At 55.6% G+C, this 12685-nt stretch carries 11 protein-coding genes and 1 pseudogene; 8 read left to right on the top strand and 4 right to left on the bottom strand.

What is annotated here, in order from left to right; translation table 11 throughout:
* Positions 1–166: 166 nt before the first annotated feature.
* Positions 167–1609 carry a saccharopine dehydrogenase NADP-binding domain-containing protein gene (locus tag VMS83_RS06900; RefSeq protein ID WP_325411188.1) on the bottom strand — a complete coding sequence of 481 codons (1443 nt, stop codon included), beginning with the start codon at positions 1607–1609 and terminating at the stop codon, positions 167–169.
* 161 nt (positions 1610–1770) lie between these two features.
* Between VMS83_RS06900 and VMS83_RS06895 the strand changes: the two genes are divergently transcribed.
* The 4 genes from VMS83_RS06895 (at position 1771) to pap (VMS83_RS06880) (ending at position 6381) form a co-directional block, all read left to right on the top strand.
* The gene (locus VMS83_RS06895) at positions 1771–1953 is read left to right on the top strand and encodes a hypothetical protein (RefSeq protein WP_325411186.1); all 183 of its coding nucleotides are present in this window, start codon (positions 1771–1773) and stop codon (positions 1951–1953) included.
* Complete coding sequence (pscS, locus tag VMS83_RS06890; RefSeq protein WP_325411184.1) at positions 1950–3128, top strand: O-phospho-L-seryl-tRNA:Cys-tRNA synthase; 1179 nt, start codon at positions 1950–1952, stop codon at positions 3126–3128. The genes VMS83_RS06895 and pscS overlap by 4 nt, the downstream gene beginning before the upstream one ends.
* 155 nt (positions 3129–3283) lie before the next feature.
* A complete protein-coding gene (gene pap, locus VMS83_RS06885) occupies positions 3284–4768 on the top strand; it encodes a polyphosphate:AMP phosphotransferase (protein WP_325411182.1) in 1485 nt (494 codons plus the stop codon).
* Positions 4769–4890: 122 nt separating this feature from the next.
* Complete coding sequence (gene pap / locus VMS83_RS06880; RefSeq protein WP_325411180.1) at positions 4891–6381, top strand: polyphosphate:AMP phosphotransferase; 1491 nt, start codon at positions 4891–4893, stop codon at positions 6379–6381.
* A gap of 85 nt (positions 6382–6466) precedes the next feature.
* Here the strand turns inward: pap (VMS83_RS06880) and thiI are convergent, their stop codons facing one another.
* Positions 6467–7660, bottom strand: a complete 1194-nt coding sequence (thiI, locus tag VMS83_RS06875) for a tRNA uracil 4-sulfurtransferase ThiI (protein WP_325411178.1) — start codon at positions 7658–7660, stop codon at positions 6467–6469.
* Positions 7661–7776: 116 nt separating this feature from the next.
* Between thiI and VMS83_RS06870 the strand changes: the two genes are divergently transcribed.
* Both VMS83_RS06870 and VMS83_RS06865 read left to right on the top strand, forming a co-directional pair.
* Positions 7777–8409 carry a DUF2150 family protein gene (locus tag VMS83_RS06870; RefSeq protein WP_325411176.1) on the top strand — a complete coding sequence of 211 codons (633 nt, stop codon included), beginning with the start codon at positions 7777–7779 and terminating at the stop codon, positions 8407–8409.
* Complete coding sequence (locus tag VMS83_RS06865) at positions 8406–8858, top strand: DUF5814 domain-containing protein (protein WP_325411174.1); 453 nt, start codon at positions 8406–8408, stop codon at positions 8856–8858. The genes VMS83_RS06870 and VMS83_RS06865 overlap by 4 nt, the downstream gene beginning before the upstream one ends.
* A 638-nt stretch (positions 8859–9496) precedes the next feature.
* Here the strand turns inward: VMS83_RS06865 and VMS83_RS06860 are convergent.
* Positions 9497–10021: a DJ-1/PfpI family protein gene (locus tag VMS83_RS06860; RefSeq protein WP_325411172.1), complete on the bottom strand. Its 525-nt coding sequence runs from the start codon at positions 10019–10021 to the stop codon at positions 9497–9499.
* 136 nt (positions 10022–10157) lie between these two features.
* The gene (locus VMS83_RS06855) at positions 10158–10847 is read right to left on the bottom strand and encodes a mechanosensitive ion channel family protein (protein ID WP_325411170.1); all 690 of its coding nucleotides are present in this window, start codon (positions 10845–10847) and stop codon (positions 10158–10160) included.
* 155 nt (positions 10848–11002) lie between these two features.
* Here VMS83_RS06855 and VMS83_RS06850 point away from each other — a divergent pair, with 155 nt between their 5' ends.
* Together VMS83_RS06850 and VMS83_RS06845 are read left to right on the top strand one after the other, a co-directional pair.
* Complete coding sequence (locus tag VMS83_RS06850) at positions 11003–12361, top strand: PAS domain S-box protein (protein WP_325411168.1); 1359 nt, start codon at positions 11003–11005, stop codon at positions 12359–12361.
* A gap of 84 nt (positions 12362–12445) precedes the next feature.
* Positions 12446–12685, top strand: a pseudogene (locus VMS83_RS06845) (hypothetical protein); the annotation flags it as partial.

Raw genomic sequence — 12685 nt, 5'->3', positions numbered from 1 at the left:
GGTCGATCACAAAAAGGGGAGTTCCCTCTCTCTTTGCCAGGGCCTGAAGCATCTCGCTACTTCCGCGGTCCATGTGCGAGACCGCAGTGTCCTGCCTGCATGCGTTTTCTGTAGTGGTCACATCAGTTCCTCAAAACGTGTATATTGTCCGTACGTACAGAGTGATTCATCTTACAAATAAGAAGTTTTTGAATTGCCAGACATCTTCCTTATCGAAGTTGTTCTCCGGGTTCTCCTTGAAGTACACAGTCCGGTTCTTTAAGGGCGTCCAGTCCGAGGGCCCGGACCAGAATTCGCCGAGATAGGGCTTTGCGATATCCAGGACGAACTGGTGGGGCAGGTCATCGGGAAGGCAGAAGCCTTTTTTCGGGTTCTCGATCATCCACATCACCGCGGAGACAACCCCGAGCGCAACCTGGATGGTGGTCGCGTTCTGTCCCGGTGCCAGTTTCTTTGCCTCGTCAATGGAAAGGATACTCCCCGTCCACCACGAGTTGTACGGGTGGCCCATCAGGAGCGCGCCCAGGATGTCCGATCCCACGGAGATCTCCCGGTCGTTCATGATCCGGAGCCGGGACTGGAGCTCGTAGTTCCTGCCCCGGAGCTCGTGAAGCGAGGCGATGGTGGCGTCGCAGGGCATGTACGCGTAGTTCACGGTCGGGCGGTAGATCGCTTTATCATCCTTCCAGACGGTCCACCGATCCGAGATCCCGAACGCCTCGCCATGCCGGATCACCATGCCCACGATCTCCTGCTTGGGCACCCAGGACCGGATCCAGGTATTGATCCCCATGTGGTGGAGCATGATCGCGTTCTTGGGGCCGGTGGAAGGCACGTGGGCACCGGGCGGCAGCTCCTTCTCGTGGGTGCCCCACCCGATCTCGGCCGGGGCGGTGCCTTCTTCGAGCAGCCCCTCGATGCACCACGTACCGACAAATTCGTCCACCTTCTTTGGCGATCGGGAGATCTGGGTGTCGCGCTCGGAGCAGTGGATCACCTTGATCCCGACTTCCATGGCAAGTTCGTTAAATTTCTGCTCGGTGATCAGGCGCCTGAAGCGTGCCGGGTCCTCTGCGAGACCGTCCGCGATCATCTTGGTGGCGATATCCACGAGGCCCTGCTTGGTCATGTGCGAGATGAGACCCGGGTTTGCCCCGTGGTCGACAACGCAGGTGGTGGAATTCTCCCACTCCCGGGTCATCTCCCGCAGTTTCATTTGCCGGTAGTAGAGGGATTTCTCGACCGGGCTTGCCGTATAGCGCTCGCCCAGCGGGTCCCATGCCTCCACGGACGTGTTCACGTACAGCACGTTGTGGTCATGGCACCACTGGACGATCTCGCCGGCGTCGATGTTCCATGCAAGATCGATCAAGAGACCCCCCTCGGAGAGGGTCTCGGCAAGGATGGTGTTCAGGTTCTCCGGCGTGATCTTTCGTTTCAGGAACCGGAGACCCCGGGTGGTATAGGCCTTGAGGTCCTGGGATTTATCCTTGAAATCAACGATCGTGATATTTTCAAGCGGAATATTAACATGGCGCAGCAGGATCGGAATCGTGCACTTGGAAACAGCGCCGTATCCGATAATAAGTACCTTGTTTTTAAAATCCATCCCAAACCTCCTGGGCTAACCAGGTAACCCGATTTTATTTTACGCGGTCTGACGTAATAAAATCATGAGAGAATTGGCAGCAGTCCTCCGTGCGTCCCTGTTCCCCCAATAAAGCGGTTTCTTAATGGGGGGAAGTACAATATACCATCAGGGTATCTCCTATGTCAAAACGGGCTGTTGACCTGGTATTTTCTGCAACGTACCTGCTCACCGATCTCCGCATGATCCTGCGCGAGACCGCACCGATGCACGAACTGGACGAGCGGCAGCGGGCGGAAGCGGCCCGCCTGCTCGAAAACCTCGAACGGCAGGTAAGTTCCCTCAAACAGGAGATGCTGAAATGAAGTGCGGGAACGGGATCGAGGCAAGGCAGGTAAACGAGCTCTTCATCAATGTCGACCCGATTCAGGCAGGAGGACGCCTGACGGGCGATGCAATCAAGGCGATCATCGCGTACGGGGACGGGTATTCGGTCTGCGATAACTGCCGTAAACCCAACCGCCTCGACTGCATCGCAAAGCCCCCGATCGCGGAGTTTCACAAGGACGTTGCAGCCTGGCTCAACATGGACACGGCACGGATGATGCCCGGTGCCCGGCGGGGTTTCCAGGCGGTGGCCCACACGTACGTGAACAAGGGTGACCCGGTACTCCTTACCTCGCTCTCCCACTACACCGAATTCCTCGCGGTCGAAGGGGCCGGCGGGGTGGCCTGCGAGATCCCGGCGGACAGCAACCACCTTGTCACACCCGATGCCGCTGCGGCAAAGATAGAAGAAGTGAAACAGAAATACGGGAAGGCGCCGGTCCTCGCCTTCATCGACCAGGTGGACTACCAGTACGGGAACCTGCACGACGTTGCCGGAATCGCAAAGGTGGCACACCAGTACGATGTCCCGGTCCTGTGCAATGGAGCCTACACGGTCGGGACCATGCCGGTGGACGGCAAGGCTCTCGGGGCAGACTTTGTCGTAGGCTCGGGCCACAAGAGCATGGCCTCGCCCGCACCGTCCGGGGTCCTTGCCACGACCGCAGAACGGGCAGGAGAGGTCTTCCGCACCACCGGCATCACCGGCGATGTGACCGGGCGCAAATTCGGCGTTAAGGAGCCGGAGCTGATGGGCTGCACGCTGATGGGCGCAACCCTCGTGGGCATGATGGCCTCGTTTCCCCACGTAAAGGAGCGTGTAAAGCATTTTGACCGGGAACTGGAAAACAACCGGATCGTCATGGAGGCGCTCCTCTCCATCGAGGGGACAAAGATCCTCTCCGAGTACCCGCGGAAGCACACGCTGACCCGGGTCGATACCACCGGATCGTTTGACAAGGTGGCCGAATCCCACAAGAAAAAGGGGTTCTACTTCTCGTCCGCCCTCAACGACAAAGGGATCTTCGGGCTCATCCCCGGGGCAACCCGGGTCTGGAAATTCAACACCTACGGGATGACCGCAAAGCAGGCTCGGTACCTCGCTGATGCATTTGTAGCGGTGGCCCGGGAGAACGGGCTTTCGGTAAAATAATTTTTTTGGCGGCAAATGGGTTTTTCCGACCCGTAACCGGCGTCTGTTGCTCTTTTTGGACTCCTCACCACTGCTTTTATCTGAAGGCCCGGTAAAAGGAGAGCATAACATAGGGCCGGTATATGCGTGGAGATTCCGGCACGGGAGATCACCCCATGCTCAAAAATGTCATCCAACCGAAAAACCGGATCGACAAAAAGACGTTTGACAAAAAGATCGCTCCCCTTCAGGAGCGGCTAGGCATACTCCAGAGAAGCCTGCGCGATGCCCGCATCCCGGTCATCATCGTGATGGAAGGCTGGGACGCGGCAGGGATCACCCGCTCAACGCAGATGGTGATCCAATCCCTTGACCCCCGGGGGTTTACCCTGCACACGATCGAGCAGCCCACGGATAACGAGAGGGTGCGCCCGTTCATGTGGCGGTTCTGGATCCGGCTGCCACCCCGGGGCCGGATCGCGATCTTTGCCCGGAGCTGGTACAGCCGTGCAATCTCGGCCGAGATGCAGCGGGCCAGCTGGACCAAGTCCCTTGCGGGCCGGATCATTGCGATCAACAATTTCGAGCGCCAGCTTGCCGATGACGGGACAGTTATCCTCAAATTTTTTTTACATATCGATAAAGATGAGCAGCAGCGGCGTTTTATAGCACGGGAAAGCGATCCCCTCAAAGCTTGGATGGTAACCCCCGCCCTCTGGGATCTCCACCGGAATTATGAGAACTCACTTCCGGTGATCGAAGACCTCCTCAAAAAGACCGATACTGCACCCGCGCCCTGGCATATCCTGGATGCAACTGATGAGAATCACGCGATCCTCGAAATTTACCATACCCTGGTTGCAACCCTGGAAAAGACCCTGGACCACCGGGCAAAGAAAAAACCAAAAAAGCCCGGCAATCCCCTCATCCCGGAGAAACACCCGGTCAGGCGCGGCCAGGGGACTCGTGCCGGGGAAAAGACCTGCACGCGGGAGGGATGCCAGCCCGACCTTGACCGGCTCCAGGAAGAGATGCCCCGGCTTCAGGCGCTGCTGTACAAACGCAAAATCCCGCTCATCATCCTGTATGAAGGATGGGATGCAGCAGGGAAGGGGGGCAACATCACCCGCCTTGCGCGGAACATGAACCCCCGGGGTTATGATGTGATTCCGGTATCTGCCCCCGACGCACCGGAGCAGAGCCATCATTACCTCTGGAGATTTGTCAGGCATTTTCCCCGGGCAGGTCACATTGCAATCTTTGACCGGAGCTGGTATGGCCGCGTGCTTGTGGAACGCGTGGAAAACTACTGCACGAAATATGAGTGGCAGCGGGCTTACCGCGAGATCAACGAGATGGAAGAGGACTTTGTCTATTCCACGGGCGGGGGGATCATCAAGTTCTGGCTCGAGATCAGCAGGGATGAACAGCTCAGGCGCTTTGAACAGCGGACAAACGACCCGCTTAAGCAGTGGAAGATCACCGAAGAGGACTGGAGGAACCGGGAAAATTGGGACCGGTATGACGTGGCAATCGATGAGATGCTGGCCCGGACCAACACGAAGATCGCACCATGGAGCGTTATCGAATCCGATGACAAATGGCATGCCCGGGTCAGGACTCTTGAAATAGTGGCGGAGCATTGCCGGAAGTTACTCTGATACTTTCAAAAATGCCCCGGTCCTTCCGGTATAGCTTCGGATACCATCATCGCTTTTATGATATGGCCCGGCAAAGGTGAAACTGCCAAGACATCTCCGCCATTTCGGCAAACGGAGATACCATGCTGAAAAAGTGCAACCTGACCGAAAAGATCGATCAGAAGACCTTTGATGAGGAAACGGAGCCCCTGCAGGTGCGTCTCGGGCAGCTGCAGCGGCAGCTCCATGCCGAGAGAATCCCGGCAATCATCCTCATCGAGGGCTGGTATGCCGCGGGGATCTCGTTAACCGTCAAAGAACTTATCCGTTCGTTTGACCCTCGTGGAATCGAACTTTCTACCATCGGATCCCCTACTGATGCAGAGCTGCACCGTCCGCTGTTATGGAGGTTCTGGAACCGCATCCCCCCAAAAGGCGGGATCGCTATCTTTGACCGGAGCTGGTACAGCCGGGCACTTGCGGAGAGCACCAGACACCCGGCATGGGAAAAACGCGTTGACAACGCTATCCAGTCAATCAACCGGTTTGAGCGCCAGCTCGCCGATGACAACACGATTATTATCAAAATATTCCTCCATATCAGTAAAAACGAGCAGAAAAAACGCTTCATTGAGCGCGAGACAAATCCACGGACCTCATGGATGGTAACCCCGGATGACTGGGATTTCCACGGAGAGTATGAAACATATCTCCCGCTTATCGATACCTTCCTCGAGGAAACCAGTACTCCCCATGCACCCTGGACGGTCATTGGTGCCAATGATACCCGGTATGCCATTCTTATGGCATACAAGACCGTCATACATGCCCTTGATAAGAGAAAAAGCAACAAGGACACCACGCCTCATAAGCAGCATGCAACGTTCACTCCCGAACTTGTCCCTGTCGAACGCGATGAGAAAAAGCCGGTCAAACTTGACAAGGAAAGTTACAGGAAAAAACTCGCGGATGCACAGCTGATACTGGGTGATATGCAGTCCATCCTTTTCAAGCGCAATATCCCGCTCATCATTATCTTTGAGGGAAGGGACGCCGCGGGGAAAGGGGGTACCATTATGCGCCTCACCCACGACTTAAACCCGAGAGGCTACCGGGTCACCCCCGTTGGTGGTCCCAACGAATTTGAGAAAGATCATCACTATCTCTGGAGGTTTATCAGGAAATACCCCCGCCAGGGTCACACGACTATCTATGACCGGAGCTGGTACGGCAGGGTCCTCGTGGAACGGGTGGAAGGTTTCTGCACCCGTGCAGAATGGAAACGGGCATATTCCGAGATAAATGAAGTTGAGGATGAATTCCGCTCGTGGGGCGGTGGCATCCTGAAGTTCTGGCTTGAAGTCAGTCCCGAAGAGCAGCTCAGGCGTTTTCTGGAGCGGGAAAAAGACCCGCTCAAGCAATGGAAGATCACCGAAGAAGACTGGCGGAACCGGCAGAAATGGGATCAGTACACCGAGGCCATTGACGAGATGTTTAAAAAAACGAGTACCAAGAGCGCACCCTGGATTTTTATCAACTCAGATGATAAGTGGAACGCACGGATAAAAACAGTTGAGACGGTCTGCGAGTACGCTGAGCGCCTGCTCCAGCTGAGATACCAGCACTATAGTTAGAGAACTGTGCTCGTCCCGTCAGAGGATTCCCCGAAGGGAGATGTTTATCCGGGGTTTCCCGGAGAGATCATGTCCCGGGACAGTATCAGAGGATCTTCCCGTTGCGTGCAGTGATATACGTTACCCGGGATAGGACGGTCCCGAGAAGTTCGTCAATCCCAAGCTCCGCCTCGCTTTCCGCAACCGCTTCACGGGTGGCCGCGGTGGCCGGCATCCGGGGGACCGCCCGGCAGGCGAGATCGCCCTGTTTTTCCATGAATGTCCCGATCTTACGGGCGAGGGTAACGGTCTCACCCTTGTCATAGGTGATGAGCGGCCGGAGTACAGGTACGGTCGTGGCATCGGCGATCACCGCGAGGTTTGCCAGTGTCTGGGAGGCCACCTGCCCGAGGTTTTCCCCGGTAAGGACGGCCTGTGCACCTTCAGGCCCGGCGAGCGTGCCGGCAACCCGGAGCATGAACCGCTTGCAGAGCACGCACCGGAGACGAGCCGGGACCCGGAGCTCCTGCATCCGGTCATAGAAGGGTTCTGCATCGGCCACAATCATCTTGAGATCTGCCCCCGGGCACCAGAGCGAGAGGCGCCGGTGGTTCTCGATCGCGGTCTCCCGGACATCAGCACCCGCCCAGCGGCCGCCGTCCATGTGGAGGTGCGCCACCTCGCATCCCCGTTTCATCGCAAGCCACGAGGCAACCGGGGAATCGATCCCTGATGAGAGCAGGCTGAGCACTTTTCCCTGCGAGCCCCACGGAAGACCCCCCGGGGCCGGGATCCGCTTATCATAGACCAGCCCCCCGCAGTCCCGGACCTCCGCAAAGAGCTCGTACTCCGGGTGGGTGAGATCCACGGAAAGGCCGGGGATTGCATCGTAGACCGCTGAACCGATATGCTCGCCCAGCTGCTGGCTGTTCATGCCGGTCTTTGTCTGGCGCTTTGCCCGGACCGCAAACCGGCAGGGCGGGTGCAGGTGGGATCGGGCCAGGGCCACCGCTGCATCCCGCAGGGCATCCGGCGAAGCTTCCACCAGGGTACAGATGCTTACGTCCACCACGCCGAACACCCGTGCGATGATTGCGGCAATCTCTTCGGGTTTTTCCCCGGAAACAAAAATGCGTCCCCGGGGACTCCGGATACTGCTGGAATGGCCGGCCGTTTCCAGGGCCCACCGTATATTGCGCAGCAGGATGCCGATAAAATGGTACTTGACCGGATCGCTCTTTAAGAAAAGCTCGCCGTAACGTACCATCACGACCTTTCGTTCTTCCTGCTGTTCTGCCATGTGCTCCCTAGATACTGGGGGTACATGATACATAACCGTTGGCGGTCCTGTCCCCCGCTTCCCATCCGTTCAGAAGAACGAAACTCTTTAAGCGGCGGAGAGAATAGTGTACTGAAATGGTGAAAAAGGCGAGCAAAAAGGCAGAAGAGGAACCCCTGAAACTCTTCTACATTTTCTACAACCAGGAACGCTGGGACAACTGGGTGAAGTCGCTTTCCGAGGCGAGTTTCGATATCGATCCCAAGAGCGACGAGATGCCCGAAGGATTCCGGGTGCTCGACAGTTTCTCGGTCGACATCACCCTTGAGGTGCTCAAGATCATCAAGCTGTACCAGAACAAGCGCTTCAGCAGCGAGGAAGCTCAGGAGAAGCTCGCACAGGTCGAGGCAATTGTTATGTCCGCTGCTCCCAAGGGCGATCTCGAAGAGATTATCGAGATCCTCCAGCTCCCCAAGCTCGCCCTCTTTGCCTCATGCCGGAAGTACCTGGCAGGCGGATTCGACAAGGACATCAAGACGCTGGTCAAGAAGGGCAGGGACGCGATCGACAAGGACATGGAGCAGGCACTTGGGATTGCATCCAACATCGGTGCCGCAGTGATCGATGGCGCTGCCTGCTGCGGGAAGTACGTAAAAGACGATCTCGAGAATCCGACCCTCTTTGACGAGTGGCTCATCGAGTGCGAGCGGATGTTCGAGGCCATGGGCTCGCTCAAGAACTTTGACGAGTCGACCGGGGAAGACGAGTGATCGCCGGCAGGGCTCGGTTCCGTCACGCGAAAAAGATCGAGCGGCTTGCCGGATACCGGGTGCCCGAGTTCGCCTTCTCCCCGGTCACGCTTGAGGCCATAACCTCCCGATTTAATTTTGATGCCCTGGATTTCGCCATCCGGGAACAGATGTTACGGTTTTTTGACGATTTTCTCCGGTGCAAGTGCAGGAATTCACCGCTCTGCGGCTGCCCGGAAAAGAAGTTTGCAAAGAAGGTGATCGAGCTGCGCGAGAACGGTCTCGATCACCGGCAGATCGCGGCATACCTCTCTGACGAGTACGGGATCGAGATCTTTCCCGCCGATGTGCTCTCGTTTCTGGAGGATTCCGTACACGTGCTCGAGGCGATCGCTGACGTGGCACACCTGAACGGCGAGGAGAAGCTCGCAGAAAAAACCGCAGAGCACATCCGGCTCATCGAGCGATAGGATCGCTGACCGCTCTTCTCCTGCAGGCAAGGGCTGGTGCCGGCTCACCGTCCAGAAGGCATATATTACAAAATGTAATACATACTTTACGTGGTGTTTGTTCAGATTGGGCAACACCCACAACGGACAACAAACCGGAAGGAGACTCCAAAGAACTACCCCCGGCGGCATTCGGGATATCCCGAAACAGCCAAGTACGTGGACACGCGGAACAGAACCAGCCGGCTCTGCTGGCGGGTTTGTTCAAAATCACATCTTCGGGAGGTGAGCCCGGTAAAGGGACGCACTGTACAGGAAAAAATCCAGCCCGTCCGGAAGGACAGGGATGACGTACCCGGGATTGCACATCCTTTCAGGATCTCAATTGTTCAGAAAGGCAGCCCCGCCCCCACCCGGCGGGGAGCCGGACGTGAGTGCCTGGCAGGGTTGTTGCATGGCCCGGGACAGGATGGTACAAGTACCTCTTCATCAGACCATCAATCCTGAATACCTGTTGTTACAATGCAGGGAACATCCCCTGCCTCTTTTTGGGATCGTCATTCCGGCAACAGGGATCGTAACATCTTCACTGAACTCTGGATTCTGCCTGGCCCAGGACTTCAAAAAAAGATTTTGACGGTTGCTCTTTTGGGCCACCATTACCAGAACTCGTCTTTGAGTTCTTTGATGACCGCTGCTGCAAAGTCCTTTGCCGCGGGCGGGCCGTTTGCGGTAATGATCCGGCTGTCGGTGACCACCGGCTCCTTGACCACCACAGCCTTTCCTTTCTTCATCTCCATCACTGCTGCCGGGCTGTCGTAGACCGTTGCCTTCTTCTGCCTGAGGATTCCGGCCCGTGCGAGCACGACCGGAGCAAGACAGATGGCGCCAACAACCTTGCCGGTCTCGTGGAAGTAGGTGGCGAGCCGGATGAGCATATCGTCTTCCCAGAGATATGTCTGGCTCCCGGATCCCCCGATAATGATAAGGCCGTGGTAATCCTTCGGGTCAATATCTTCAAACGAGAGCCCGGCAACGGTTCTTCCGCCCATCATGCCGGTACAGGGACCGGCACGGGTCGATGCAATATCAAACCCAATCCCGGCTTTCGTGAGGGCGGCAACCGGTTCGGCCAGTTCCTCATCGCGGTATTTCTCCGGAGCAACGGCAATGACTACTTTCATGGTATCGGGTTTATCTCTTTTCGTATTTGAGCATTGGCCCGGGGAAAACGAATGTAAAAACGGACACGTAAAATCCGGTTTTATGAGAACAAGGGCATCTGCCCTTTTTTACAGGGAAAAAGAAGAAGAGAATTTTTCAGGACTTCTTGACAACCGCGTCAATGATTTTGTCCATGATCGCTTCGCTGCGGTTCCTGAGCCCGAAGCCCACGATGATCGCAATGGCCGCACCCAGGCCAAGACCGATACCCCATGCAATCGGGGTGACAAACGTGTAGATGATCGTGAGGTCAAGCATCAGCTGGGAGAGCGCCAGGATGGTGATGACAAAATACAGGAACAGCCGGATCAGGAAGAGAACCGGGTTGATCAGGTGGACCTCCTGGCCTGCATAGTACCGGGCAAGGAAATCGATGAAATAGTCAGAGAGTACGAACCCTACCAGAAGAATGATGATAAAAGCAACAATGTGAGGGATGTACTCCACTATCGTGGTCATCAGCTGGCTCATGTAGGTCATATCAAGGATGTTCACCGCTGCAAGGATGGCTATCATGTAGACAAAGAGCCGTACAAAGATATCGCCGATATACCCGACCGAAATACCGGCTTTTTTAACCGACCCGGCAAAGGAGGTCTGGTCGGCCACTTCCTCGATAAAGTGCTGCTCGGCGATCTTATCCAAGATGATCCGTACTGCCCTTCCCAGGAGACGGCCGACAATCCAGCCGACAAGAAGTACAATGAGGGCTCCCAGGATACCGGGGCCGTAGGCCATCACCGTTGCATTCCATTGATCCGTAATACTGGTTACAAAAGGTGTCATGCACAATTCCTCCATGTATATATACCCATTATGGCATTCAGTATTTGATTTATTTCACTGATAAATATTACGTAGATAAACAATACATATGGATAATCAACAGCAATTATAAATGTTGATTTTGATAAAGTACTCCCATATCATCACGACATACCATGATGCAGGATTACCAGCAGGAACTCACGCAGATCAAAAATCTGCTCCGGGAAAACCCGGAAGGGATGAGTGTCACCGATATCGCAAAAGCGCTCGGGAAGAACAAGAACACGACCGGCCGGTATCTCGATATCCTCCTCATCTCAGGACAGGTGGATATGCGGACCTACGGCATGGCCAAGGTCTTTACGCTGTCCCAGCGTGTTCCCCTCTCTGCCATGCTCGGCTATTCCAAGGACCTGATCCTAGTCCTTGACCGGGAATCCCGAATCATCGAGATCAATGACAATTTCTCTGCCCTCCTCCACCTCATGCGGAAAGACGCCATTGGAAAAAATATTGCCTACTTAAAATCGCCGGAGGTAGATGTCCGTGAATTTATCAGCACCCTTTCTGCACTCAACTCTCAGGAATCGGAGCGTCTCGTCTCTTTCCGGATAAAGGATGCAGGAGAACGGATCTTTAAACAAAAATCCATCCCTTCCGTTTTTGATGACGGGGCAAAAGGCCTCACCATCATCCTTTCCGATGTCACCGAGGAGATTCTGCGGGAGAGGGAGATCCGCGAACGGGAGGAGCAGTTCCGGATGATGGCAGAAAATATCCAGGACGGGCTACTCATCTTCGAGAATGATAACTGTACCTTTGTCAACCGGAGGGTGGCCGAGATCACGGGGTACACCTTTGAGGAGCTCTGGGCAATGGATCCTATAGCCACCATTGCAGCCCCGGAAGATCGCAAAAAGATGGAGGCCATCCATGAGCTCCGCAGGAAACCTGCCCCCGGGGTCACCGAATTTCAGGGACGGATCCGGAGAAAAGACGGCGTGTACCGGGACGTCTATCTCAGGATCACCAGCCTCAAGCATGAGGAGACCTGGTTTACCTTCGTTATCATGACCGATATCACCGAGCTCCGGGCCAAGGACGCTGCACTCTTTGAGAGCGAACAGCGGTTCCGGATGATGGCTGAAAATATCCAGGACATCCTTTTCATCATCGAGAATGACCAGCTCGTCTATTCCAACCGGCGTCTCAGCGAGATAACGGGATACACCCAGGAAGAATTGCGGACCAAGAACCCGAAAGACCTGATCACTCCCGAGGAGAACCAGCAGATCGAAGAACTCTATAAAAAATCCCTGGGCGGGGTCGAACCGGCCCAGTTCCGCAGCCGGCTGCGATGCAAAAATGGTGAGAGCCGGCATGTGTTCGGGCATATCAACTCTGTGCGCTATGGCGGGACCATCAGTACATACATTACCATGACCGATGTGACAGAGTTTGCACAGCGGGAGCAGGATCTTCAGAACCGGATCATTGCCCTGGAAAAATCCTCCTGCAGCACGGATTTATAATAATTGTGTATGACCAATAGGGAAAATGATTATATACAAAAAATTCCAACAAGTACCAGCCTTTTCAATAAACCGAGGATGTACATGATCCATAACGATTCTGCCCCATCGTCCATTATTTCACCAGCATTTTCTATCCGTACCGTCCCGGGACTATCCCGGAATCCCCTCCGGAGCATCGGTCTGCTCAGTCTAGCCCTGTTCATTGTGGCGCTGGCGATAATTTCGCCGGCGAGTGCGGGGACGCAGGTCATGGCGGGGAGCCCTGCGTTATCAGCGCACATAGCGGGTACGAACGAGTTTTCGCCCGGGGACGACGTGTAT

The organism is Methanoregula sp., assembly GCF_035543475.1.
Taxonomy (GTDB): domain Archaea; phylum Halobacteriota; class Methanomicrobia; order Methanomicrobiales; family Methanospirillaceae; genus Methanoregula.
The sequence above is the reverse complement of the archived record's forward strand: the minus strand, read 5'-3'. Positions and strand labels throughout refer to the sequence as shown.